Raw genomic sequence first — 25,634 nt, 5'->3', positions numbered from 1 at the left:
AAAGCGCTGTAAAAATCTTGTTACACAAACCCTGCGGAAAAATCCTTTCAGCTCCCGGGATTGCTGCCGATACATCCTGCTTACACAGCTTGGCGGCTTCCAATAAAAACAATCTTCCAGCCAACCGACGATAAAGAAGTACCAAGTTCCTGGAGGAATGTGATGAATAGCTGGTTCGGCAACATCAGCGTGAACCTGAAACTGGGCCTGGGATTTGGCCTGGTCCTGGCACTGACCTGCGTCCTGGCCCTGACCGGCTGGACCAGCCTGGGCGGGTTGATCGACCGCAGCAACTGGATGAGCGACATCACCCAGCTCAACGCCGGCCTGACCAAGCTGCGCGTGGTTCGCCTGCAATACATGCTGACCAACGGCGACGAAACCGCCGCGCAGAACGTGCAGACCACCCTCGACGCCTTCTCGGCCCAGCAGCAAGCCCTGCTGGCGAAGTTCAAGAGCCCGGAAAACCTCAAGCTGCTGCGAGAGCAAGGCACTGTCATCGATGCCTACAGGACGTCCCTGGGCAAGATGCGCAGCGCCTATCTCGCCGGCAACAGTGCCCGCGACGCCATGAGTGCCAACGCCGAAACCGCCAACACGCTGATCAATGACATCAATACCCGCGTGCAACAAATGCCGTTGAGCGACCAGCGCTTCGAACAGTTCCAGGCCATCACCGCGGCCAAGGAAGCGTTCCTGCTGGCCCGCTACGAAGTGCGCGGCTACACCGCCAGTACCAATGCCGAGACCGAGCAAAAAGCCGTCGGCCAACTGGACGCCGCCATCGCCAGCCTGAAACCGCTTAACGTGCATTTCGCCGACTCCCGGCAAGACGCCCTGCGTCAGCTGGAAACCGCGTTGGGCAACTACCGCAGCGCCTTGCAGACCTACAAGGCCGCCAGCAATGCCGCGGTGCAAGCGCGCCAGGAAATGACCGACCAGGGCGCCGCCATCGTGTCCCAGAGCGATCAGCTGTACCAGATCCAGCTCGACCGCCGTGACGCCGAAAGCGCCCGGGCGCGCACTCTGCAGCTGATCAGCACGTTGCTGGCGTTACTGGTGGGCGTCATTGCCGCCGTGGTCATCACTCGCCAGATCACCCGACCATTGCGCGAAACCCTGGCGGTGGTCGATCGCATCGCCAGCGGTGATCTGTCCCACAACGTGCTGGTCACCCGTCGCGACGAACTCGGCGTGTTGCAGCAAGGCATCGCGCGCATGGGCGTAACCCTGCGCGACTTGATCAGCGGCATCCGCGACGGCGTGACCCAGATCGCCAGCGCCGCCGAAGAGCTGTCGGCCGTGACCGAGCAGACCAGTGCCGGGGTCAACAGCCAGAAAGTCGAGACCGATCAGGTGGCCACCGCCATGCACGAGATGACCGCCACCGTGCAGGAAGTCGCGCGCAACGCCGAAGAAGCCTCGCAAGCTGCTGCGGCAGCCGACGGCGAAGCCCGTGAAGGTGACAAAGTGGTCAACGAAGCCATCGCCCAGATCGAGCGCCTGGCCAGTGAGGTGGTACGTTCCACCGAGGCCATGAGCGTGCTGCAACGGGAAAGCGACAAGATCGGCAGCGTCATGGACGTGATCAAGGCAGTCGCCGAACAGACCAACCTGCTGGCGCTCAATGCCGCCATCGAAGCGGCCCGTGCCGGTGAAGCCGGTCGTGGTTTTGCGGTGGTGGCCGACGAGGTCCGCGGCCTGGCCCAGCGCACGCAGAAATCCACCGAGGAAATCGAAGGCCTGGTGGCCGGCCTGCAGAACGGCACGCAACAAGTGTCGGCGGTGATGAACAACAGTCGCGTCCTCACCGACAGCAGCGTGGCCCTGACCCGCAAGGCCGGCGAGTCACTGGAGAACATCACCCGCACGGTGTCCAACATCCAGTCGATGAACCAGCAGATCGCCGCCGCTGCCGAACAGCAAAGCGCCGTGGCCGAGGAGATCAGCCGCAGCATCATCAACGTGCGTGACGTGTCCGAACAGACCGCTGCGGCGAGCGATGAGACCGCCAAGTCCAGCATTGAACTGGCGCGGCTGGGTGGTCAATTGCAGCAGATGGTGAGCCACTTCCGCGTGTGATGACTTCAGGCTCGTCCTGTAGGAGCGAGCTTGCTCCGGGCGGCGCTCCGACGATGGTGGTCAACGATAACGCGTGCATTCTGAATGATCGCGGCGCTGGCAAATTCTTCGCGAGCGAGCTCGCTCCTACAGGGGAACTCAGCTCATCCAGGGATCTATCACTTCAACACAGCTGAACTCGAAATCTCGTACATTGCGGGTGGCTATGGCCGCCCCATGGCTTCGGCAAATGGCGGCAATTTGCGCATCTGCCATTGAAACCGCACGTCCATTTGCTTCAGCACCGGCTGTCAGCGTTGCGTACTCAACAGCGGCATGAGCATCGAACGGCAAAATGCGTCCGGCAAAGTCCTCTTCGAACATGGCCATGGCATGGGCTTCAAGTTTTTGTTTGCGCTTGCCCGAAGGCAGGCGTGCGATGCCGTGGAGTATTTCTGCCACCGTTACCGCACTGACTGCCAGATCCATCGCCGGCTGCGCATCAACCCAGGCAAGCACCCGGGTTTCAGGCTCAACCCGCATAAACTCTGAAAGAACGTTGGTATCGAGCACGATCATTCAGAAAAATCCACCGCCGTTGCTTTCTCTGAACGCTCTGGCAGATCAAGCTCGACTCCGCCCAGAGCGCTGAATCTGTTGCGGATCCTGCTTCCAAGTCCACCGGCGCGATCAACAGTCGCCAAGGCCCGGCCCAGAATCAGGCGAGCCTCTTCTTCCATGGAATGTCCGTTATGAGCCGCTGTGATACGCAACTGCTCCTTGAGCTTCTCATCAAGGTTTCGAATTGTGATGCTGGCCATGATGCCTCCTGCAATCAATGAAATCATTGATTGCAGGTTAGCACATCCTGGTAAACCAAAACCCGGCAATCTTCCCAATGGCCAATATCACCGCGTCCCGCGCTGACGCAATGCCGACGGCATGAAGTACGCGTCTTCCGGCACCGGTTGGGCGAAGTCCACTGTGGCCGGCTCTTCGTTATCCAGGTTCTGCACGTAGTAACGACGCGCCTGCAAGTCATGGAATACGTCCAGCGCGCTCCAGGTAGTGGGCAGGTCGTAGAAGTTTTTCAGGTAAGCCATCGACACCCGCCACAACTCCCCTCGCCCGTCGTATTGATCCACCAATGCGGCGCCCCAACTGTCCTCGTCCAGAAACAGCACGCGTTTGGAATAGATATGCCGTGCACCCGGCTTGAGCGTGCCTTCGACCACCCAGACCCGATGCAGCTCATAACGGGTGAATTGAGGGTTGAGGTGGCCCGGTGTGAGCAACTGCTCGTACTTCACCTCAGGGCTGCCGACTTTGTAGTTGTTATAGGGAATGTAGACCTCTTGCTTGCCCTTGAGCTTCCAGTCGTAGCGGTCTGGCGAGCCGTTGAACAGGTCGGTATCGTCCGCCGTGCGCAGGCCGTCGGATGAGGCGATCGGGGTGTCATACGCGAGGTTCGGCGCCCGGCGCACACGGCGTTGGCCGGCGTCGTAGACCCAGGCCTGACGCGGGTCCTTGAGCTGGTCCAGGGTCTCGTGAACCAGTGCCGCACCGCCCGCCAGCCGGGCCGGGCTCTTCACGAACGCCAGGTAGTAGAACAGGATGTTTTTCAGGTCGGCAAACTGCCCGCCCGGGCGGTAATAGTTGAAGAGCCCTTCCTGCTGCGAGGTCACGAGCGCGAAGCTGCCGTTGCGTTGTACCGGCGCTTCGGAGGCACGACGGACCACATAGATGCCGCGATAACGGGTGATGTGGTTCCACAGCACCTCGATGCCATCCTTGGGCACAGGGAATGGCACACCGCCATAGGCATCGGCAAAACCGCTCCCGCCATCGAGCAGCTTGGTCGCGGTCGCATTTTTCAAGGTGTTGTCATACAGCCACTGCGGCGCCGAGCCCGACCGGCGAGAGGGATAGACCGGCATCTGGAAGGTGTCGGGGTAGCTGTTGAACAGTGCGATCTGACCCGGGCTGAGGTGGGCCTTGTACTGTTCAAGGTTGGCCTTGGTGATGGTGAACAACGGCTTGTCCGCCGCATAGGGGTCCAGGTGATGCTGGCCCGGCTTGTAGCCCGCCGGCGCCTGGCTGATACCGCCGTTCCAGGCCGGAATGGTGCCGGCGGAGTTGCCGGCACGCTCGGCCCCCAGCGGCGTCAGCGTGGTCTTCAATTGCTCGGCTAGCTGGGGCGTGACCGCGGCCAGCGCACTGCCGGCGGCCAGGCTCAGGAACAGCGCCAGCGCGGTCTTGGTCAGTCGTGAAGTGTGAAACATGATCGTTCTCCGAAAAAATCCAGCTGGCCTGCAAAACACAGCAGATCCCCTGTGGGAGCGGCGGTGCGGCGATCCGACTTGCTCGCGAAAGCGGTGTGTCAGGCGACATGTGTTTTGGATGTGCCGCCCTCTTCGCGAGCAAGCCCGCTCCCACACAGGGTCTGCGTGTAGCAATCAAAGGAAGTACTTGAGGTTGAAGCCGACGTTGTCGCGGTCACGCAGGCCGTTGTCCTGCCCGCCGCCGTAGAACTCGGTGTATTGCAGCTCGGCCTCCAGCTTGTTCTGGTAGTTGGCCTTGACCCCCAGGGTGTAGGCCTTGCGGCCCTCGATGATGTTGCCCGCCTGATAGCTGTTGCCCTCGAAGTCATCCTTGTAGACGACATAAGGCGAGACGTTGACCCCGGCATACACGTCGTTCCAGGTGCCGTTGAGCATCGCGGTGTAGCTGTAGGAATTGCGGTTGACCTGGTCGCTGCGCTCGCCGCCGGACACGTAGGAAAAGTTGCCGGTGCCAGCAAAGTAACGGGTACTGCCGTCATACGCGGTGTATTGCAGGCTGCTGCCGCGCAGGTGCTCGGACGCCAGCTCGAATACGCCGAACAGCGAGTCGAATGACAGGCTCGGGCCAAAGTTGTAAATGGTGCCCATGGACGTGTTGAACGCTTCCACCCGCTCGGCGTTATTGATCTGGCTGTCGAGCGTGACCTGCTGCCCGCCGATGTTGATGGTCTGGCCACCTGCCGCTGCGGCGGCGCCGTTGGCCAGGTCGCCGATCAGGTCGTTGGTGGCGGCAACCCCGATGGGCAGGTTCGGCCGATAGGCCACTTCACCAAACACCGACGCCTGGCCCAGGGTGGTGTTGAAACTGAAGCCGTACATGCGGATGTCTTCGGCGTAGCGCCGATGCGCCTGAATATTGCCCAGCACGTCCATGGTCGCCAGGCCGTTGGCCAGTTGCCCCGCCTGACTGCCGGCGACACCGGCCAACAGGTTGGTCAGGGCATTCATGTCGATGCCCTGGTACCCGCCCAGATCGGCGGAAATGGTCGGCTCCTTGGCGTGGTAGTTGACCATGTACAACCCGAACTCGGTGCTGTTGAGTTCTTCTGCGATGTAGCGAAAAGCGAAACCGAACTGGCCGTCGTTGCGCGCATTGAAATCCTTGCCGACCGTGGCCACTTTGACGGTGTTGCCAAAGGCCGGGGTGACCCCGTTGGCGTACAGGCCGGTGGTGCTCAGGGCCTGGTTGAGCAACGGGTTGTTGCCTAGCGCGCTGTACAGATCGATGACGTTGCCGAAGCCAGGCACCGGGGTGTCCAGCGCGGTACCGCTGAAGTTGTTGTAGGCGGTGTTGCCGCCGTCGGCGAACAGGTCCGTCTGCGAGTAGAACGTGCCGACCGGGTCGATGCGGGTTTCCTTCCAGTTCGTCTGGTAAAAGCTTTCCATGGTCAGGCTGTCGGTCAGGCCAATGTTGAAGCTCAGCGCTTCCACCGGTACCAGCACCTCCTTGACTTCGGCCCCGGGCAGACGGTACTTGGCCGCATCCACCGGGTTGGTGGTGTTGATCCCGCCTCGGTAGAAAATCCCCTCACCCCAGTTGAACACCTGGCGCCCGATACGTGCCGTGAGCGGCATCTGCGCGACGTCCCAGTTGCCATAGAGATACGCGTCGAGCATCTCCACCCGGCTGCCGGCGATATCGCGGGTCTGGTCAGTGAAGTGGTCGTCCTGCGGGAAACTCTGACTGGGTTGCGACGGGTTGTTGTTGCGGTAGTAATCGTTGCGCTTGTCCATCAGTTGCGTGTCATAGAACGCGGTGCCGCGCACGAACATCCCGTAGTTCTGATAGTTGGCCTCGAGCTCCGAGGTGATCTTGTACACCTCGGAAACCAGCCCGGTGTCGAAGTTGCGATTGCCGTCGTTGGTGTTGACGTCATCGTTGTTCTTGTCCCGGCCCTGGACCCGCCACAAGCGGCCATAAGACAAGGTACTGTCGAATGAACCGGTGATCTGGTTGTCCAGCACGCTGAACTCCTTGGCCTGCACGCCGTCGACTGCGCACAGTTGCAGCAGCCCTGCCAGGCCCACGCCGGGAAGCGCCGCGCCAGACAGGCGAAATCGAGTGCTCATGATCCGTTCCTCTTTCCCTGGTTTTATTGTTTTTGTCTTCTGACGCCGTTGCAGCGATGGCTATGGTACCAATCCCGCACTGGCGTAAATCCGGCTGTGGGCGCCGAAATGCCCCAGCAGTTTGAAAAGCTGCCGGTTAAGTGCCGGATGGTCGAAGTCTTCGCGCTGCAGCTGATTACCGCTGCTGAAATCGCTGGTGATCGGTGCTGTGTCCAGCCACTGGCCGATGGCTTCATCAAACGCTGCGGATTGGTCGACGGACTCGGCGCTCACCACTTCGCGCAGGTAGTCCACCGAGTACGGCGGATAACGGGCGTCCTGTGCAAAGTCGGCATAAGCGCCGAGCATCGGGTGTGCCTGGCCGGCGCGCAGCAGGCGACGAAGCCAGGTCGACTGATACTTCTCCACTTCCATGTGCCGGGTGGCGACTCGTTCGATGGCTGCATGCTTGTCGGCATCGAAGCCGGCCAGGGCCTTGCCTTCCAGCACCAGCAGGCTCGCCAGTTCGACACCGGGCAGCGGCTTGGCGTGATACGGCTGGGTCATGTCCTGAACGTGGTGCAGGCCCCAACCGAGAAATCGATAACCCCAATATGGATGGCCAGTGGCAAACGCCAGTCGCGCCAAGCCCATGTACTGGTAGGCGCGCCAGTCCGGCCAGCTGCGCTGAAGAAATCCGGCAGCGGCGTACACCACCGGGCTCTCATGGAAGAAGCCCATATGGAAGGGCGCCTGGGAGCTGTACTGAAACCGCGCGTCACCGAAGGGCTGCGGGCCGAAGCCGTACAACGCGCCGACTTCGCCGGGGTTGTCGCTGAACAGGTTGATGTCGTGGCCGTAATCCGGCTCGTCGGCGGCGCTGGCCAACACGGCCAGGGGCGCGACTTGCTCGTGGTCAGCCACAAGGATGAAGCGCTGGCGATTCCACGGTGAGAGCGTCTGCTCCACCATGACTTGTTCGGCCTTGAGGTGTTCACGCTCGGGCAGATCCTTGCCCGGCATCGGCTGGATGACCATCGCCAGATGAATCCCGGGATTGATGCGCAGTGCGGTGAGGAAGTCGTGGCGCAGATTGTCCCCAGGCACCGCTGGCAATCGCAGGTTGTCGGGGCGCGGCGGGTATTGGGCGAAGTGCTCGCGGGCGAAACGCTCCTGCTCATCGAGCAACGCACTCACGGCCTGGTATTGCTGCGAAAGAAACTGTTCCAGCGGCTCGACTTCGACCTGCGGTGCATCACGCAACGTCGGCAAATCCTGCAACGCCAGGTAGCTGCCCACCGTATGGTTCGACCAGCCCCAGGCTGTCGGGGCCGTTGCACAAAGCAGCAACAGGGGGAATGTCAGCTTCATTGCCTGGTTCTTATTGGATGTGCAGTGGGGGTTGAGCCTAACAACCGACCCCGCCCCTGACACTGTCCAATCTCACCAGAAAAGTTCTCCGATAGCGCCACATGAGGTGGCGTGAAAACACCGCTGACCATTGTGGGAGCGGCGGTGCGGCGATCCGACTTGCTCGCGAATGCGGAGTGTCAGTCACCATTGATGTCACTGACACGTCGCCTTCGCGAGCAAGCCCGCTCCCACAGGGGGATCTGCGGTGTTCTTTCAGGCGGGGTAACCGGTGATTTTGCGGATGCTCTGGTACAACGGCTTGAGCTGTCGATACATGCGCAGGTAGACCTCTTTGTACAGTCGCTCATAGATCTGCTGCGCCTCGGGTTGCGGCATGAATACCGCACCGACCCGCGTCATGGCGGCCATCGCCGTGGGGAAATCCGCGTGCAGCCCCAGCCCCACCGCGCAGCAAATGGCCGCGCCCAGGCCGGACGCTTCGTAGACATGCGGACGCTCGGCCGGCAGGCCGAAAATGTTCGCCGTGAGTTGCATCGCGGCATCACTCTGCGAACCTCCTCCGGCGACGCGCAAGCGCGTGATGGAGACCCTCGAACGTTTCTCGATCTTCTCCATGCCCTGACGCAAGGCGTACGCCAGACCTTCGAGGATCGCCCGGTAAATGTGCGCGCGGGTATGCACGTCGCCGAAGCCGATCATCGCACCCTTGGCTTCCACACCCGGATCGCGGATACCGGGCGACCAGTAGGGTTGCAGCATCAACCCCATGGAGCCCGGCGGCACGGCGTCGACCAGCGCATCGAAGAGTTGCTCGGGCTCCACGCCCTGGGCTTTGGCCTGCTGCATTTCCCGCAGGCCGAATTCGTTCTTGAACCAGCTGACCATCCAGTAGCCGCGATAAATCATCACCTCGCAGTTGTATTGATCCGGCACCGCGGACGGGTAAGGCGGAATCAACGGGACGATTTCCAGGTAGCGCGACCGGGTGCTGGTGATCGTCGCCGTGGTGCCGTAGGAAAGACACACGGTGCTTGGGTCGACGACGCCGGACCCCACGACTTCACAGGCCTTGTCGGCACCCGCGGCGATCAGCGGCAGCCCCTCGGGAATCCCGGTGTGGCGGCTGGCCTCGGCGCTAATGTAGCCCAGGGTTTCACCGGGCTTGTGCAGGCTCGGCAGTTGCTCGGGACGCACCGCAAGCGCCTGCCATTTCCAGTCGGCGGGTGCGGCCCAGCGCAAGCGCTTGAAGTCGAACGGCAGGTAACCGACGCAACAGCCCACGGAATCGACAAAGCGCCCACAAAGGCGATGGGTGAGAAACCCCGAGAGCAGCAAAAACTTGTCGGTCACCGCCCAGACCTCAGGCTGATTGCGGGCGATCCAGTTGGCCTCGGCCTGGGCGCGAAAGTAGTCCACCGTGGCTTGCGCGCCGACCAGTTTGAACAGCCAGCCCCACGGTCCCTTGATGCCGCCTTTGACTTCAGCCTGGCGTTGATCGAGCCACAGGATCGCCGGGCGCAGCGCCTTGCCCTGGGCATCGACATTGATCACGGTGCCGCGCTGGGTGGTCAGGGATACACCGGCAATCTGTGAACGATCGATGCCGGTTTGTTGCCACAACTGCTGGCAGGCCTCACCCAGTTTTGCCCAGTAATATTCCGGGTCCTGTTCGGCCCAGCCGGGTTGAGTGGAGTAATAGGCCTGCAACTCGACCTTGCCTTTGCCCAGCAGATTGCCCTGCAGGTCGAAGAGCAGCGCGCGCACGCTCTGGGTGCCATTGTCGATGGCCAACAGGTAACGCTTGTTCGGGTGGTTATCCATGGAGCTCTCTTCAATGGGCATCAATGCGCGGCATCCGGCACACCATGATGGCGTTGCCACAACGCCCGATAACGCTGTAATTCCTGCTGCCAATGCTCATCGTCCCAGCCCAGTCGCGGTTGGCAGAGTTGGCGAATGGCAGCGAAATAATCCTCGCCACCGCGCGGCAGCAACAGGCCCAGGCGGGTTCGGCGCAGCAGCAGGTCATCCAGGTGCAGGACCATTTCCCCATCGCAGGCAACGGCCAGTTCCGCCCACAAGGTGTCAGTGCCGCCGACGCTGTCGTGGCCCAGTTCGGTGATCAGTTGCGCCAGCCTCGGCAGGTCACGGCCATGCCGCCCGGCCAGGCGCCGCCACCGATTGGCACTCAGTCCCGGTATCGCCAGCGGCGGCACGGGGGCGAACACCGGCGCGGCGTCATCTTTGAAGGGGCGCTCGAGCATGGTCGCGCAGGCCTTGAGTACTTCGATCGCCTGCGGGCGAAAAGTGGTCAGCTTGCCGCCGGCCAGGGTCACGCAACCAGGTTCCTGCCACAGCACATGCTCACGGGTTTCATTCGACGGCTTGTCTTGATGCTCACCCGCCGCACTGCCCACCACCGGGCGCACGCCCGACCAGGTCGACAGCACATCGGCTGCGACCACCCCGGCCTGGGGGAACTGTTGGCTACAGGCCGCCAGCAGATAGTCGAGTTCATCAAAGCTGATGCTCGCGCTCTGGTCCAGATCGCCGTGATGATCGAGGTCCGTGGTGCCGACCACCGTGGCGCCCTCCCAAGGGAAAACGAACACCGGTCGACGGTCGCGCTCGTGCAGGAAGGTGAAGGCTTGCGCCACTGGCAGGCGCCAGCCCGGCAACAACAGATGACTGCCACGCAACGGGCGCAACTGGCGAGGTGCATCGGGCAGGCGCAAGCGCTCGGCCCACGCGCCGGTGGCCACGGCCAGCACAGCACAACGCAATGTCTGTAATCCGCCGCCCTCGCAGTCTTCGACCTGAACCCCGCAAACGCGCCCCTCCTCACGCAGCAATTGCTGCACGCGCACGCCATTGAGCACCACGGCGCCGTCGGCCCGGGCCTCGCCCAATACGCGCATCACCAGGCGGGCATCATCGGTCAGCGCATCGATAAAACAGGTGCCGCCCAGCAGGTTATCTTCCTTCACCCCGGGCGCCAGGTAACGCAGTTGTTGCGCGTCATGGAAGTGATGGCTGCGCCGCCCGGCCAAGGCGTCATAGATGGACAGCAAACCACCCAGCACCCGCGGTCCGGGAAAACCGCCACGGTAATGCGGCATCATGAAACTCATTGGCTCCACCAGCCCCGGCGCTTCGTCGAGCAGGCGCTGGCGTTCGCGGACCGAATCGCGGGTCAGGCGCCACTGGCCCTTGGCGATATAACGCAGGCCCCCATGGACCATTTTCGAAGAGCGGCTGGAGGTGCCCCAGGCGAAATCACGCTGCTCCAGCAGCAGGCAACGCCACCCTCGGCGCGCGGCTTCACGCAGGATACCGGCACCGCTGATGCCGCCGCCGATGACGATCAGGTCCCAGGTTTCATCCGCCAGCCTCGGCAGCACCTGCTGTCGCCACGCCGCGTTCCAGTCCAGGCTCATGGCCGTCACTCCTGCAACAGCGTGCCAGGGTTCAGTCGCCCGGCCGGATCAAAATGCCGACTCAGTGCCTGCAGGGTTTCCATCGCCAGCGCGCCCTTCTCCCGCCGCAGGTACGGTGCGTGGTCCTTGCCCACGCCATGCTGGTGACTGATGGTGCCGCAGTTGTCGACGATGGTCTGGCTGGCCGCCTGCTTGAGTGCCTGCCAGCGCGCCAGGGTGGCGGGGTAGTCCGCCGCCGGGCGAAACACATAGGTGGTGTAGATGCTCGATCCTTCGCCGTAGACATGGGAAAGGTGGGTGAAGACATGCACCCGCTCGCCTTCGGCAGCCAAGGCGTCGCGCAGACTGTTTTCGATCAGCGTGAGGAGGTTATCGACGTTGCTCCAGTCAGTGGCCGTTTCCAGGGTGTCCACCACGTAACCGGCGTTCCACAGGTTCTCGCGCAGGTAGGGAAAGCGAAAACGGTTCTGCGCCCACTTCTTGCCGAGCAAGGTGCCGGTAAACACCCCGCCGAACGCCTTGAGATGCTGCCGGGCCTGACGCAGGGACAGCGCATTTTGCCGCCGGTTGCCGGTCACGCCGAACGTCAGCAGGCATTTGCCCGCACCGGCGCCGCGCAGGGCCAAATACTTTTCCAGCCAGGCGATCTGCTGCGGGTGACCGGCCAGCGCCAGCTGGGTTTCGGTTTCCACCGCGTTGGAGAGGCGCAGCATCGACAGCGGCACCCGCGCCTGGGCCAACTGGCGGATGGCTTGCAGCGCCTTGGGCCAATCGGGCAGAAACACCCCATAGAAACGCTCATCGGCAGGCAGTGCGCTGACCCGCACCTTCACTTCGGAAATGATCCCGAAACGGCCCTCACAGCCCAACACCACTTCGCGCAGATCGGGCCCGGCCGCCGAGGCGGGAAAGGAGGCAATTTCCAAAGGTCCGGCAAAGGTTTCCAGGGTCCCGCCGGCGAACAGTTGCTCGATCCGCCCATAGCGCAGCGACTGCTGGCCACTGGAACGGCTGGCGACCCAACCACCCAGGGTCGACAGCTCCCACGACTGCGGGAAATGCCCCAGGGTGTAACCACGGGCGCGCAACTGACTTTCCACCTGCGGTCCACTGGTGCCGGGGCCGAAGGTGGCCAGCAGGCTCTCTTCGTCGAGGTCCTGCAGGCGATTCATGCGGGCCAGGGAAACCGTCACCACCGGCCGCGTGGAACTCGGTGGGTTGATGTGACCGGCCACCGAAGTGCCGCCGCCATAAGGAATCAGGCACAGGTCCTGTTCATGGGCGAGCAGCAGTAACCGGCGAATCTGTTCAGCGCTCACGGGATAGGCCACGGCGTCGGGATAATTCCCCAACGCGCCCTCACGCAACGCCAGCCAGTCCGGCAGGCTCTGGCCGCGAGCATGCAGCAAACGATCATGGGCATCCACGCTGTACAAGAAGTGTTGCTGCAACCGCGACGGGGGCACGCGGGCCAATGCCGTCTCAAGCGTCGCATCGGGCAGCGCTCGACCGTCACCCACCCGCCGGGCGAGAAAACTCGCGCCCTGGGCCGGCAGTTCGACCACCGTGGTTGCATCTCCCCAGCCGTTCCAGCGTCGCATGCGTGTGTCCTTTTGCGGTTCTGATCAGTGATATTTTCAGGCCCCCATACTAGTCAGCCGCCCGAAAGTGTCACGGTCGCATCCGGCCAGTTCGAGTAGCCAATTGAGTCAAACGTCGCGCAGGCGCCAGCCATTTACTTTAGCCGTGGTTTCAAATTACCTTTCAGGGCATTCATCCGCGCACGCGGGCCTTGATCAAAGGAATACGATCATGCAATCCCTGGGTTTCACTTCAGTTCCGCCGCTGCTCAAATACCTGCGTCATGCCGAACAACTGGGCATGGCCATCGAGCCTGCGTTGGCGGCTGCCGGGTTGCAGGCACAGCAGTTGAGTGACAACAGCCTGCGGTTGCCGGGTGAAGCCCATGAGCGGCTGCTCGATTATTTCTGCGAACACTCGGGCGATGCGTTGTTCGGTCTCAACGCCGCACGTTTCGTGTTGCCCAACTCCTGGAGCGTGCTGGGTTACATCACCATGAACTGCGCGACACTGGGCGACGCCATGAGCCGCATCATGCCGTTCGAGAAGCTGGTGGGAGACATGGGCGTCAGCCGCGCCGAGGTGCAAGGCAGCGAGGTGCACCTGATCTGGACATGCCGCCATCAGCGCCCGCGAATTCGCCGTCACCTGGTGGAAAACGTGCTCGGTTCCTGGCTGCAATACGCGCGCTGGATCGCCGACACGCAAATGTCGCCGGCCGCCGTCTGGCTGGAACATGCCTGTCCGGCCGACACGACGCTGGTAGAGTACGAGCAGTTCTTCGACTGTCCGGTGCTGTTCGACCAGCCTTATTCGGCGCTGATTGTCCCGTTGCCGTATTTGCAGTTGCCATTGCGCCAGGCCGATGCGCAATTGCTGCGCACGCTGGAAGAACATGCCCAGGGATTGATGGCCACACTGGAGGACGCGTCGCTGGAACAGCGGGTCAAAAGCATCCTGCGAAAGTTGCTCAAGGAAGGTCTGCCACGCAAGGAGCAGGTGGCCGAGCATCTCGCGGTGTCAGTGCGCACGCTGCAACGCCAGCTGCATCTGGCCGGTACGTCGTACCAGCAGATCCTCGATGACCTGCGCCAGGAGCTGGCCGAGCATTACCTGCTCAACAGCACCCTGCCGATTCAGGACATCGCCCAATACCTGGGTTTCACCGAACCCCGCTCGTTTCACCGCACGTTCAAAAGCCGGCGCGGGATGCCGCCGGGTGAGTTTCGCCAAACCCACCGGGTTTGACGCAGTCCTCGAAACTCACTGAAAACCCGTGCGCAAATCCCCTTCCCGGGCCAGGAACCGCCCTTCCCTGCGCCCGTTGGCCTGGCCATCGCGGTAGCTCAACACACCGTTGACCCATACCCCTTCGATGCCTTGCGCCGCCCGCTGCGGGTCGTTGAAATCGGCGACATCACGGATGGTCGCCGGATCGAACAACACCAGGTCCGCCCAATGGCCTTCGCGTATTTCACCGCGCGCCTTCAAACCGAAGCGTGCCGCCGACAGCCCAGTCATTTTGTGCACGGCGGTGTGCAGCGGGAATAGTCCTACGTCACGGCTGAAATGTCCGAGCACCCGAGGGAATGCGCCCCACAAGCGTGGGTGTGGAAACGGGTCTTCCGGCAAGCCGTCAGAGCCGACCATCGACAGCGGATGCGCGAGGATTCTGCGGACATCCGCCTCATCCATTCCGTAGTACACCGCACCGGCCGGTTGCAGTTGGCGAGCGGCCTCCAGCAACGGCACATTCCATTCGGCGGCGATGTCCATCAGGTCGCGGCCGCCCATCTCCGGGTGCGGGGTCGACCAGGTGATGGTGATGCGATGGGCGTCAGTAACCTGCTTCAAATCCAGCGTCGAAGAACTCGCTGCATACGGATAACAATCGCAACCCACCGGGTGGGTCTTCGCCGCCTGTTCCAGGGACGCCAGCAGCTGCGGACTACGCCCCCAGTTACCGGCGCCAGCGCATTTGAGGTGGGAAATGATCACCGGGCTTTGCGCATGGCGACCGATCTGGAACGCCTCGTCCATGGCCTCCAGCACCGGTTCGAATTCGCTGCGCAAATGGGTGGTGTAGACCGCCCCGAACGCGGTCAACTCTTCGGTCAGTTGCATCACTTCCTCGGTGGATGCCGAGAAGGCGCTGGCATAGGCAAGGCCGGTGGACAGGCCCAAGGCACCGGCCTCAAGGCTTTCGCGCAACTGCTCGCGCATCGAGCTGATTTCTTCTGCCGTGGCGGTGCGAAACAGGTCGTCCAGATGATTGCTGCGCAACGCCGTGTGGCCGACCAGTGCGGCGACGTTCAGCGTGGTGTTCGCCGCTTCGACGGCCGCGCGGTAGTCGCCGAAGGTCGGATAAACGAACGCAGCGGCCGTGCCCAGCAGGTTCATCGGGTCCGGTGGATCGCCGCGCAAACTCACCGGTGACGCACTGATCCCGCAGTTGCCGACGATGACCGTAGTCACGCCTTGGCTGAGCTTTGGCAGCATCTGCGGCTGACGAATCACCACAGTGTCGTCATGGGTGTGCACGTCGATGAAACCCGGCGCCAGCACATGGCCCTGCGCGTCGATTTCTTCGCTGGCACGGGCATCGCGCAAGTCGCCGATACGCTCGATGCGCCCGTTGAGAATGGCCACGTCGGCGGGGTAACCGGGGCTGTTGCTGCCGTCGATGATCAGGGCGTTGCGAATCAGCGTGTCGTACTGCATGTCAGTCTCCCAGCGGCAAGTGATCGTCGCCGCCGCGGTATTCGTCGAGGGCGAGTTTGATCCGCCGCAAACGTTCTTGATTGTCTTCAGGATTGGCCAGGGCCAACTCGGTGGCGAGCACGTCGATGGCCAGCAGCATGCCGTAGCGCGCTGCCGTGGGTTTGTAGATGAACGAGGTTTCGGCGCTTTGCAGCGGCAGGACGATGTCAGCCAGTTGCGCCAGCGGTGAATCGGCCCGGGTGATTGCCAGAATGCGTGCGCCGTAGTTGCGCGCCAGCTCCACCGTTTCAATCAGCTCCGGGGTGATCCCGGTCAACGAGCAGACAATCACCACCTGTTCGGCACTGAGGCTGGCGGCGGTGACGCGCATCATCACCGCATCGTGGCACACCCCGATCGGATAGCCGAGACGCACCAGGCGCACTTGCAGTTCATCGCTGCACAGGGTCGAGCAGCCGCCCATGCCGAACGCATGAATCATCCGCGCCTTGCCCAGCAGTTTCACCGCATCAGCGAAACGCGACTCATCGAACGCTGCCAGGTGCTGGCGCAAGGTCGACTCGATGTCACCGACGATCTGCCCGTAGAACGCCGACTGCTCGGGCGTGCCCGCCGGGTCGAGAAACCGGCTGCCGACGCCGCTGGCCTGGGCCAGTTGCAAACGCAAGTCACGCAGGTCCTTACAGCCGACCGTACGGGCGAAGCGCGACAGCGTGGCGCTGCTGACCTCCGCCCGTAGCGCCAGTTCATCGAGGCTGGCGGAGGCGGCAAATCCTACGTCGTCGAGCATCAGGCGGGCGATGCGTCCTTCACCGGCGCTGAAGGAGTCCTGACGGGCGCGGATCTGGTAGAGGATGTCCATGCAAGTGGCTCCGGCTAAATCAGGTAAGAAAGGCCAACGGTCAACGCGAAAGCAACGACCGAGATCAACGTCTCGAGCACGGTCCAGGTCTTGAAGGTTTGGGTAACGGTCATGTTGAAGTATTCCTTGATCAACCAGAAGCCGCCGTCATTGACGTGGGAAAAGATAACCGACCCGGCGCCAGTCGCCAGCACCAGCAACTCCGGATGGGGATAACCCAGACCAATGGCTACGGGAGCAACCACGCCTGAAGCGGTGGTCATGGCCACAGTGGCAGAACCGGTGGCGATGCGCATCAACGCGGCAAACAGCCAACCCATCAATAGCGGCGACAAATGAAATTCGTGGGCCAGGCCGACGATCTGGTCAGTGACGCCGGCGTCCACCAGAATCCGGTTCAAACCACCGCCGGCGCCCACCAGTAAGGTGATGCTGGCGGTCGGCGCCAGGCATTCGTTGGTGAACTTGAGGATCGATTCGCGGTTGAAGCCCTGGGCCAGGCCGAGGGTCCAGAAGCTCAGCAATGTGGCCAGCAACAGCGCGATCACCGAGTTGCCGATGAACAGCAGGAACTGGTTGAAACCACTGCCCGGCGTGGAAATCAGATTGGCCCAGCCGCCGATCAGCATCAGTACCACCGGCAACAGGATGGTCGCCATGGTGATACCGAAACCCGGCAGGCTGTCGCGCGGCTCGCGTTCGAGGAACTGGCGCTCCAGTGGGTTTTCCGCCGGCAGCTGAATGCGCGGCACAATGAACTTGGCGTACAGGGGACCGGCGATGATCGCGGTCGGAATGCCGATCAGGATCGCGTACATCAAGGTCTGCCCCACCGACGCCTGATACACCTGCACCGCCAGCATCGCGGCCGGGTGCGGCGGCACCAGCGCATGCACCACCGAAAGCCCGGCGACCATCGGCAAGCCGACCATCAGGATCGACACGCCCACGCGCCGCGCCACGGTAAAGGCAATCGGCACCAGCAAGACGAAACCGACTTCGAAGAACAGCGGCAGCCCCACCAGAAACGCGATGGTCACCATCGCCCAATGCGCGTTCTTCTCGCCGAAACGGTCGATCAAGGTCCGCGCCACCTGCTCGGCGCCACCGGACTCGGCCATCATCTTGCCGAGCATGGTGCCCAGCGCCACCACCAATGCGATATGCCCCAGGGTCTTGCCGACCCCGGCCTCGTACGCCCCCACCACACCCGACGGCGGCATGCCCGCCACCAGCGCCAGGCCGATGGAAATCAGGGTGATGACAATGAACGGGTTGAGTCGGTAACGGGCGATCAGAACGATCAGTGCAATGATGGCGATGGCGGCATACACCAGCAGCCAATAGCCGAAGGACAGGGTCATGCGGTACTCCTCGAGAGGGTCACGTCGAAATATTTGTGAAACTCTTAAAACATTTCGGCAGGTGATTTTCAAACGAGGTGAAAGTAATTTTCGTGCAGAGGTAAGGGGTGTCGCACAGAGGTATGAGTTGTCGCAAATAATGAAAATCAGGCAGGCGGATTTTCATCGCACCTGCCTGTTTGATTTCAGTCGTGCTGCATCCGGGCGCGCTTGAGCAATTTCTTGCAGCGCTCGGACAAATGCAGCACCCGCAAGTGCTTGCCGGCCCTGGTGTAGCGCTCGCGCAAGGTGCCCAGCGCGGCGATGGCCGAGTAGTCGACGAAGCTCAGGTGTTGGCAATCAAGTGTCACTTGTGCCGGGTCGTTGGCCGGATCGAACTGATTGAGAAAGGGTGTGGTCGAGGCAAAAAACAGCGTGCCATGCACCCGGTACAGCTTGCTGCCGTCGTTCTCCAGGTGGCTGTCGGCATACAACTGTCGGGCCTGCTGCCAGGCAAAGTTCAGCGCCGCGATGATGATCCCGCAAAGCACCGCCATTGCCAGATCGGTGAACACGGTAATCACGGTCACCGCGATGATCACCAGCACGTCGTTGAGCGGCACCTTGTTCAGCACCCGCAACGAAGCCCAGGCGAAGGTCTGTTGCGCCACCACGAACATCACCCCCACCAGCGCGGCCAGCGGAATACGCTCGATCAGCGGCGACAGAAACAGGATGAACAACAGGATCGACACCCCGGCCACCATCCCGGACAAGCGCCCGCGCCCGCCGGAACTGAGGTTGATCATAGTCTGGCCGATCATGGCGCAACCGCCCATGCCGCCGAACGCACCGGACACCAGATTCGCCGCCCCCAGCGCCACGCACTCGCGATCCGGGTAGCCACGGCTCTCGGTGATTTCGTCGGTGAGGTTCAGGGTCAACAGGGTTTCCAGCAACCCGACCAGCGCCATCAGGATCGCGTAGGGCGCGATGATGCGCAGAGTGTCCAGGTTCCATGCAATGTCCGGCAGCGCCAGCGTCGGCAAGCCACCGGCAATGTGCGCCATGTCGCCCAGGGTGCGGGTCGGCAGGCCAAGCAGATACACCGCCAGGCCCACGCCGAGAATCGCCACCAGTGCTGGCGGCACCGTACGGGTCAGGCGCGGCAGCACGTAGACAATGGCCATGGTCACCGCGACCAGCCCGATCATCATGTACAGCGGCGTACCGCTCAACCAGGCCTCCCCGCTCTTGAAGTGCTCCAGTTGCGCCAGGGCAATGATGATCGCCAGGCCGTTGACGAAGCCGAGCATCACCGGGTGCGGCACCATGCGCACCAGTTTGCCGAGCTTGAGCAGCCCGAACGCCATCATGATCAACCCGCCCAGCAACACCGTGGCCAGCAGATACTGCACGCCGTGTTGCACCACCAGCGCGACGATCACCACGGCCATCGAGCCGGCCGCGCCGGACACCATGCCCGGTCGCCCGCCGAACAGCGCAGTCAGGGTGCAGATGATGAACGCGCCATAGAGCCCCATCAACGGATTGAGATGGGCCACCAGCGCGAAAGCGATGCACTCGGGCAACAGGGCGAAGGAGGTGGTAAGTCCGGCCAGGACATCGGCGCGTAGACGTTTTGCTTTCATGGGGAACCGCACACAGGGAGAGACGAAAAAGAGTGTGCGGATGTTACGGAATCGGGGGCCGACCGGCCATCATCTGTGTCATCGAAAAAGTCTTCGCGAGCAAGCCCGCTCCCACAATTGATCGCGCCCCGTCAGAAAGAATGCGGTCGAATGTGGGAGCGGGCTTGCTCGCGAAGAACGATAACGCGGTCTAAAGCGAACTCACACCATCTCGGCCCGAATCCACTCAACTACCGACGTCCGCTTCGGCACCCAACCCAGCAATTCCCGCGCATGCTTGCCACGCACCCGGCTGTTGGAGCCCAAACCATAGTTGGCCATTTCATACCCCCACTCGGCTTCCGCATCCTTGAGCGCCCAGTCCTGCGGTTCGCCCAGATTCAGCGCCTGGGCCATGGCCGTGGTCATGTCGATGAACGACGCTTCACCGCTTTCGACAAAGTAGAAGGTGCCAGGCACGTTTTCAGTCAGCGCCAGCAGGTACAGCGCCACCACGTCCTCGATGTGCACATTGGACCAGATGTTCTGGCCCGGGCCGACATGACGCACCACACCGCTTTTGCGCGCCTGTTTCAGCAGACGCGGCAGCTGCACGCTGTCACGACTTACGCCCAAGCTGTGGCCGTAGATCAGCGTGTTGCAGATCACCGCCGAGTTCACCCCGTCCATGGCCGCCGCCAGGATCAGGTTGTCGATGGCCACGCGCGCCGCCTTGTCGACTGTCGGTTTCGGCAGGTTGTCTTCGAAGTAGATGACATCGCTGGATTTACCGCCCGAGGCATCACCGACGATGCTCGAACCGCTGGTGTGCAGGAACACTTTGCCAGAACCGCGCAAGGCATCGAGCAAGGCTTGCACCGCGCCACGATGATCGCTGCTGGCGGCGTTGATCACCGCGTCGGCAGCAAGCGCCTGATCGGCCAACAGGGCGGAGTCGTCGAGGGTGCCGATCACCGGGGTGATGCCCAGTGCACGCAGTTCATCGGCTTGTTCGACGCTGCGCACCAGACCGGTGACGTTGTGGCCAGCCTGGACCAGGCCCGTGGCGATGGAGCCGCCGATAAAACCGGCGGCACCGGTAACGAATACATTCATGGAGCAACTCCCTGCGTGGATAAGTGATGCAAGGAGTATCCGGCAGCGATCCCTGAGGAAAAATCCCTGCCGACCCAATTCACTTTTGCGCAGGAATCACGAATCAGCCCTTGAAATCCGCGCTCGCATAATCGGCCAACTTGCCCTGGATAAAGTCCAGAAAGCATTGAATCCGCAGGGCCAGTTGCGAGTTGCGGTAGTACACCGCGTTGATCGGCTGGCGATATCCGCTGTTGAACTCGGCCAGCAACACTTTCAAGCGTCCGGCACGAATGTCTTCGATGGTCATGAAATGCGACAGGCTGGCGATACCCTGGCCGTCCAGTGCGAGATGGCGGATGGTTTCGCCGCTGGAGGCGCTGATCGATGCCTGGATAGGCCAGCGATCGCCATGCACATAACGCAGCGGCCATTGGTTGAGGCCTTCGTTCTGGGTGAACCCCAGCAGCGTATGGTTGGCCAGGTCAGCCACGGCTTGCGGTGTGCCGTGCTTTTCCAGATAGGCCGGGCTGGCGACGATGTGCAGCGGGCTGCAACCCAGGGAGCGGGCATGCAGCGTCGAGTCGCTCAGGGTGCCGATGCGGATGGCGATGTCGGTGCTCTGTTCCAGCAGGTCGATGATCAAATCATTGCTGTTGAGCTCGAGCTGGATGTCAGGGTAGAGCCTGCGGAATTCATCGATGTAGGGCACGATGGCGTGCAGCATGAAAGGTGATGCCGCGTTGATCCGCAGCCGCCCGGACGGTGTTTGCTGGCGTGAGGACAGGCGCTCTTCGAGCTCGTCCATCTGATCGAGAATGCGCTTGGCGTGTTCGAAGAAGTACTTGCCCTCTTCGGTCAGGTCCATGCGCCGCGTGGTGCGATTGATCAAGGTGGTGTCGAGCTTGGCCTCCAGCCGCGACAGCGTACGACTGACCGCCGAAGGCGTTTGCCCGACCTGCTCGGCCGCCGCGGAAATCGACCCGCATTCAATCACGCAGACGAAAACCTGCAATTCATCGGATCTGGCTTTCACGTGTGTCCTCGTTTGCGAATCGGCGCTGCGATCTTCCTGGCCGTTGCATCGGATAGTAGCCGAGCGTTAAGCCTTGAGGCCAAACACCTCAGCCAAATGCTGCTCATAGCGCGCCACGTCGCCTTCGATGTTCGGACGCTTCATCACGTCCACGCAGAGGAACGTCGGCAAACCGGTCATGCCCAGGAACTCGTTGGCCTTGTGGAACGGGAAGTACACCACGTCCACGCCTTTGGCTTCGAAGAAATCGGTCGGGTCGTCGAAGGCTTGCTGTGGGGCGTTCCAGGTCAGCGACAGCATGTATTGCTTGCCGTGAATCAGGCCGCCACTGCCGTACTTCTGCGACGCGTTCGAACGGGTGCGACCGTCGCTGGCATAGAGGCTGCCATGGCCTTCGGTGAAGACTTCATCGATGTACTTTTTCACGGTCCACGGCGCGCCCATCCACCAGCCGGGCATCTGGTAAATGATCACGTCGGCCCAGAGGAACTTGGCCACTTCTTCGGCGACGTCGTAACCCTCGTCGATGAAGGTGGTTTTGACATCCATGCCACCGCGATCCAGCACGCTCAACGCGGTTTCATGCAGGGTGGTGTTGTAGCGGCCGTCGGAGTGCGCAAATTTTTTGCCGCCATTGAGTAGCAGGACTTTTTTCATGGGAGGTCTCGGGAAGGTCGGGAATCGGATGGCGGCAGAGTACCGATCGGCCTCGCGCGGAGTAAGCCTCGATTGAGCAAAATTCATTTGATCTACAAGCACGAATCAACAGCTGATTGTTGCCTTAGACTGACGCCAGTTCTGACTTGAGGAGAGATGTAGATGAGTGAAATCCAGGGCTTCATCCTGCACGCCAAGACCCACCCGGAAAAATCCGACGCCTTCGAAGCGTTTTTCAGCGGCTACGTGCAAGCGAGCCGAACCGAACCCGGTTGCATCGAATACCACATGTTGCGCGACAAACAGGACCCGACCCTGTTCATCTTCTACGAGATCTGGCAATCCCAGGCCCACCTCGACGTGCACTCGAACCTGCCGCACATGAAGCAGTTCCTCGAACAGCGCGATGAATACCTGGAACGGGACTTCGAGATCCGCGCCATCGAGATGATCAGCCCGTCGTCCGCTAGCCGCTGATCAGTAAATGGCCGCCGAGCACACCCAGGCCAACGAAGAACACGCGCTTGAACCACAGGGCGCTGATCCGCTGGCGCAGCGATTGCCCCAGCCACATGCCGAGCATGGCGGGAATCAGCGCCAGCAGCGATGCGCTCAGCTCGCCCCCGCCGAGCGCGCCACGCCATAGCAATCCCCCAGCCAGGGCCAGGGTCGAGACGGTGAACGATAGGCCCAGCGCCTGTACCAGCTCGTCCTTGCTCAAACCCAGCGCTTGCAGATAGGGCACCGCCGGAATCACGAACACGCCGGTGGCCGAAGTGATGACGCCGGTCAGCACGCCACACAGCGGACCGAGCCAGCGTTCGCTGCGCCGCCCCACGCGCACAGTCGGCAGAAACAAACCGCTCAGCGCATACAGCAACAATGCCGCGCCCAACCCCCGCACCACCCAATGGCCACCGCTCATGCCCACCCACAGCGTGCCTGCCCCGGTGCCGATGAAAATCGCCAGCAACATCGGCCACAGCCGTTTGACCAGCCCCGACAGATGCCCGCCGAATGCCAATTGCCAGACGTTGGTCAGGGTCGCCGGAATGATCAGCAGCGCCGCAGCCTGTGTCGGCGCCATAGCCAGACCGAGCAGGCCCATGGCAACGGTCGGCAGGCCGAGGCCGATCACGCCCTTGATCATGCCGGCCAGCACAAAGGTGCCAATGACCAGCATTGAAAGGGCTAAACCGAGATTCTGATAAAACGCCGAGAGTGTATTCATGGGGCCATGGTGAGCCCGCGGGGGTTGATTGAAAATCTGCCATATACTGAGGCTGCCTCTTGCCTTGGCAGAGGCTGAGTATTTCACTGCAGCGACTGGCCTCTTCGCGGGCAAGCCCGCTCCCACAGTGGTTATGTGTTGTTCACAAATCCCCTGTGGGAGCGGGCTTGCCCGCGAAGAGGCCGGCCCAGACAACACCTATCTAGAGGTTGCTGCAATGCACTTCGACCTGACCGACCTGCGCCTGTACCTGAACATCCTCGACACCGGCAACATCACCGCCGGCGCCGCACGCAGTCATTTGTCCCTGGCAGCGGCCAGTGCACGAATTCGCGCCATGGAGGCGTCGCTGGGCGTCGAGTTTCTTCAGCGCAATCGTCGTGGGGTCAGCCCGACGCCGGCCGGCAATGCCCTGGCCCGACACGCCCGGGTCCTGCTGCAACAGGCCGAACGCCTGCAACAGGAACTGGCCGAATACGCCCAAGGCGTCAAAGGCCAGGTGCGGCTGCTGTGCAACACCACAGCGATCACCGAGTACCTGCCAGAGTTGCTCGCGGACTTTCTGCACCGCCACCCCAATCTCGACATCGACCTGCAGGAACTGCCCAGCACCCGCATCACCCATGCCTTGCGCCAGGGGGCGGCAGACCTCGGCATCGTTTCCGACGCGGTGGACACCGATGACCTGCAGACCCAAGCGTTCCGCGATGATCCGCTGGTGCTGATCATGCCTCGAGATCATCCCTTGGCTCATGCGACCTCAGTGAGTTTCACCGACACACTGCATCACGACTACGTCAGCCTGAATGCCAACAGCGCCTTGGCGGTGTACCTGGAAGAACAGGCGCTTCACGCCGGCCTGCGCATGCAGATTCGCATCCGTGCCGATGGCTTCGATGGCGTAATGCGCATGGTCGCCCGAGGGGCGGGACTGGCAATCGTACCGCTGGCCGCGGTCGAACGCGGGCCTGGCGGACTGTCCTTCAAAAGCCTCGCCCTGCAAGAACCCTGGGGCCAACGCAAACTGTTGCTTTGTGCCCGGGACTTCGCCGCATTACCCGGCTATGCCAAGGCCCTGCTGCACGCCTTGACTCTCCCCTGAGGGGCAGACTTTATCCTTGAGGTTTGATCCTCAAGGACAGCGATGATGGGTAAGCGAATACTGGTGATCCTCGGGCATCCGTCCGGCAACAGCTTCTGCGCCGCCCTTGCCGAGCGTTACACATTGTCGGCAGTGCGCGCCGGGCATGAAGTGCGTCAATTGTTTCTGGGCAGCATGGATTTTGACCCGGTACTGCGCGAAGGCTATCAGCAGATCCAGCCGCTGGAAGACGACTTGCGTAACGCCCAGGCTGATATCCTGTGGGCCGAACAACTGACGCTGGTATATCCGATCTGGTGGGGCGGCGTACCGGCCTTGCTCAAAGGCTTTTTCGACCGGGTGTTCTTGCCGGGTTTTGCCTTCAAATATCGCCAGGGCAAAGCCTTCCCCGACAAACTCCTGCGCGGCCGAACCGCTCACCTGCTGGTGACCATGGACACACCGCCCTGGTACTACCGATGGATCTACCGCATGCCCGGCTTGCATCAGGTCCGCAAAACCACGCTGGAATTCTGTGGCATCAAGCCAACCCGAACCCTCACCTTCGGGCCAATTCTCGGCGCCAGCGCAGACCGGCATGCGGCCTGGTTACGCCAAGCCGAAGCTATCGCCGGCGCTTGAGTCGGTCGATAATGCGCCGAGCTTTATCCTCGGAGAAAAGGACCTTCCCATGTACATCGGCCAAGCCGCGCAGCGCTCCGGCACCACTGTCAAAAGCATCCGTCACTACGAGTCGATTGGCCTGCTGCCTGCCGCTCGCCGTCAGGGCAAGTACCGCATCTATGACCAGCACAGCGTCGACCTGCTGATGTTCATCAAATGTGCCCAGCAGTTGGGTTTCAGGCTCAAGGAATTGCAGCCGATCTTCGCCGGACATCATGGCCCACAGCTGCCGTGGGAACAGGCACATCAGGTCATCGCCAGCAAAAAACAGGAAATCGCCGAGCGGATAGCGGCGCTGTCGCAACAGCACTCGCAATTGGTCGAGTTCGGGAACAGCCTCGAACAATCCAGGCTCGACTGCCCGCTGAACCGTAATTGAGGAGCGTGCGTTTCTGGACAGCTCAGTGTCGAGCACAGACAACTGAGGGTTGGGCAGGCGCTATAGGGTG

The 25,634-nt window shown here is 61.9% G+C and carries 22 protein-coding genes and 1 pseudogene; 7 read left to right on the top strand and 16 right to left on the bottom strand.

The window, feature by feature from the left end:
• Nucleotides 1–162: 162 nt before the first annotated feature.
• Together AC3IT6_RS03385 and AC3IT6_RS03380 are read left to right on the top strand one after the other, a co-directional pair.
• Nucleotides 163–1,176, top strand: a pseudogene (locus tag AC3IT6_RS03385) (methyl-accepting chemotaxis protein); the annotation flags it as partial.
• Nucleotides 1,177–1,218: 42 nt separating this feature from the next.
• A complete protein-coding gene (locus tag AC3IT6_RS03380; RefSeq protein ID WP_371918218.1) occupies nucleotides 1,219–2,082 on the top strand; it encodes a methyl-accepting chemotaxis protein in 864 nt (287 codons plus the stop codon).
• A gap of 138 nt (nucleotides 2,083–2,220) precedes the next feature.
• Here AC3IT6_RS03380 and AC3IT6_RS03375 read toward each other — a convergent pair whose 3' ends face one another.
• The 8 genes from AC3IT6_RS03375 to AC3IT6_RS03340 all read right to left on the bottom strand — a co-directional run bounded on the left by AC3IT6_RS03375 (nucleotide 2,221) and on the right by AC3IT6_RS03340 (nucleotide 12,864).
• A complete protein-coding gene (locus tag AC3IT6_RS03375; RefSeq protein ID WP_489354295.1) occupies nucleotides 2,221–2,640 on the bottom strand; it encodes a type II toxin-antitoxin system VapC family toxin in 420 nt (139 codons plus the stop codon).
• Entirely contained in the window at nucleotides 2,637–2,882 is a 246-nt protein-coding gene (locus AC3IT6_RS03370) for a FitA-like ribbon-helix-helix domain-containing protein (RefSeq protein ID WP_046038645.1), read from the bottom strand. The genes AC3IT6_RS03375 and AC3IT6_RS03370 overlap by 4 nt, the downstream gene beginning before the upstream one ends.
• Before the next feature lie 87 nt (nucleotides 2,883–2,969).
• Entirely contained in the window at nucleotides 2,970–4,343 is a 1,374-nt protein-coding gene (locus AC3IT6_RS03365; RefSeq protein WP_489354294.1) for a DUF1329 domain-containing protein, read from the bottom strand.
• 174 nt (nucleotides 4,344–4,517) lie between these two features.
• Nucleotides 4,518–6,473, bottom strand: a complete 1,956-nt coding sequence (locus tag AC3IT6_RS03360) for a DUF1302 domain-containing protein (protein ID WP_489354293.1) — start codon at nucleotides 6,471–6,473, stop codon at nucleotides 4,518–4,520.
• Between the two features lie 60 nt (nucleotides 6,474–6,533).
• The gene (locus AC3IT6_RS03355; RefSeq protein ID WP_489354292.1) at nucleotides 6,534–7,823 is read right to left on the bottom strand and encodes a phospholipase; all 1,290 of its coding nucleotides are present in this window, start codon (nucleotides 7,821–7,823) and stop codon (nucleotides 6,534–6,536) included.
• Between the two features lie 255 nt (nucleotides 7,824–8,078).
• A complete protein-coding gene (locus AC3IT6_RS03350; RefSeq protein WP_489354291.1) occupies nucleotides 8,079–9,647 on the bottom strand; it encodes an FGGY-family carbohydrate kinase in 1,569 nt (522 codons plus the stop codon).
• Between the two features lie 20 nt (nucleotides 9,648–9,667).
• Nucleotides 9,668–11,263: a glycerol-3-phosphate dehydrogenase/oxidase gene (locus tag AC3IT6_RS03345; protein WP_489354290.1), complete on the bottom strand. Its 1,596-nt coding sequence runs from the start codon at nucleotides 11,261–11,263 to the stop codon at nucleotides 9,668–9,670.
• A gap of 5 nt (nucleotides 11,264–11,268) precedes the next feature.
• Nucleotides 11,269–12,864, bottom strand: coding sequence for an FAD-binding oxidoreductase (locus tag AC3IT6_RS03340; protein ID WP_489354289.1), 1,596 nt, complete (start codon nucleotides 12,862–12,864; stop codon nucleotides 11,269–11,271).
• Nucleotides 12,865–13,075: 211 nt separating this feature from the next.
• Here AC3IT6_RS03340 and gliR point away from each other — a divergent pair, with 211 nt between their 5' ends.
• Entirely contained in the window at nucleotides 13,076–14,092 is a 1,017-nt protein-coding gene (gene gliR, locus AC3IT6_RS03335; RefSeq protein WP_489354288.1) for an AraC family transcriptional regulator GliR, read from the top strand.
• A 15-nt stretch (nucleotides 14,093–14,107) separates the two neighbouring features.
• Here gliR and AC3IT6_RS03330 read toward each other — a convergent pair whose 3' ends face one another.
• The 7 genes from AC3IT6_RS03330 to mdaB all read right to left on the bottom strand — a co-directional run bounded on the left by AC3IT6_RS03330 (nucleotide 14,108) and on the right by mdaB (nucleotide 22,189).
• Entirely contained in the window at nucleotides 14,108–15,565 is a 1,458-nt protein-coding gene (locus AC3IT6_RS03330; RefSeq protein WP_489354287.1) for an N-acyl-D-amino-acid deacylase family protein, read from the bottom strand.
• Nucleotide 15,566: 1 nt separating this feature from the next.
• A complete protein-coding gene (locus AC3IT6_RS03325; protein ID WP_489354286.1) occupies nucleotides 15,567–16,427 on the bottom strand; it encodes a MurR/RpiR family transcriptional regulator in 861 nt (286 codons plus the stop codon).
• Between the two features lie 14 nt (nucleotides 16,428–16,441).
• Entirely contained in the window at nucleotides 16,442–17,791 is a 1,350-nt protein-coding gene (locus AC3IT6_RS03320) for a GntT/GntP/DsdX family permease (protein ID WP_223448189.1), read from the bottom strand.
• 185 nt (nucleotides 17,792–17,976) lie between these two features.
• Entirely contained in the window at nucleotides 17,977–19,422 is a 1,446-nt protein-coding gene (locus AC3IT6_RS03315) for a SulP family inorganic anion transporter (RefSeq protein ID WP_489354285.1), read from the bottom strand.
• A gap of 201 nt (nucleotides 19,423–19,623) precedes the next feature.
• Complete coding sequence (locus AC3IT6_RS03310; protein WP_489354284.1) at nucleotides 19,624–20,517, bottom strand: NAD-dependent epimerase/dehydratase family protein; 894 nt, start codon at nucleotides 20,515–20,517, stop codon at nucleotides 19,624–19,626.
• Nucleotides 20,518–20,620: 103 nt separating this feature from the next.
• Complete coding sequence (locus AC3IT6_RS03305) at nucleotides 20,621–21,532, bottom strand: LysR family transcriptional regulator (RefSeq protein WP_489354283.1); 912 nt, start codon at nucleotides 21,530–21,532, stop codon at nucleotides 20,621–20,623.
• A gap of 66 nt (nucleotides 21,533–21,598) precedes the next feature.
• Nucleotides 21,599–22,189, bottom strand: a complete 591-nt coding sequence (gene mdaB / locus AC3IT6_RS03300; RefSeq protein ID WP_489354282.1) for an NADPH:quinone oxidoreductase MdaB — start codon at nucleotides 22,187–22,189, stop codon at nucleotides 21,599–21,601.
• A gap of 162 nt (nucleotides 22,190–22,351) precedes the next feature.
• On the opposite strand from mdaB, the gene AC3IT6_RS03295 reads away from it, so the two are divergent.
• Nucleotides 22,352–22,666: a putative quinol monooxygenase gene (locus AC3IT6_RS03295; RefSeq protein WP_489354281.1), complete on the top strand. Its 315-nt coding sequence runs from the start codon at nucleotides 22,352–22,354 to the stop codon at nucleotides 22,664–22,666.
• Here AC3IT6_RS03295 and AC3IT6_RS03290 read toward each other — a convergent pair.
• Nucleotides 22,656–23,420, bottom strand: coding sequence for a sulfite exporter TauE/SafE family protein (locus AC3IT6_RS03290; RefSeq protein WP_489354280.1), 765 nt, complete (start codon nucleotides 23,418–23,420; stop codon nucleotides 22,656–22,658). The genes AC3IT6_RS03295 and AC3IT6_RS03290 overlap by 11 nt on opposite strands.
• A 217-nt stretch (nucleotides 23,421–23,637) precedes the next feature.
• Between AC3IT6_RS03290 and AC3IT6_RS03285 the strand changes: the two genes are divergently transcribed.
• From AC3IT6_RS03285 to AC3IT6_RS03275, 3 genes are read left to right on the top strand one after another with little or no spacing between them, the layout of a single operon-like run.
• Nucleotides 23,638–24,522 (top strand): LysR family transcriptional regulator, encoded by an 885-nt coding sequence (locus AC3IT6_RS03285; RefSeq protein WP_489354279.1) that lies wholly within the window; start codon nucleotides 23,638–23,640, stop codon nucleotides 24,520–24,522.
• A gap of 42 nt (nucleotides 24,523–24,564) precedes the next feature.
• Nucleotides 24,565–25,143 carry an NAD(P)H-dependent oxidoreductase gene (locus tag AC3IT6_RS03280; protein ID WP_489354278.1) on the top strand — a complete coding sequence of 193 codons (579 nt, stop codon included), beginning with the start codon at nucleotides 24,565–24,567 and terminating at the stop codon, nucleotides 25,141–25,143.
• Between the two features lie 49 nt (nucleotides 25,144–25,192).
• Nucleotides 25,193–25,564: a MerR family transcriptional regulator gene (locus AC3IT6_RS03275; protein ID WP_489354277.1), complete on the top strand. Its 372-nt coding sequence runs from the start codon at nucleotides 25,193–25,195 to the stop codon at nucleotides 25,562–25,564.
• Nucleotides 25,565–25,634 lie beyond the last annotated feature (70 nt).

This window comes from Pseudomonas sp. KH_017 (assembly GCF_057840285.1).
Note: the sequence above shows the minus strand (reverse complement) of the source record. Positions and strands in the feature narration are given on the sequence as shown.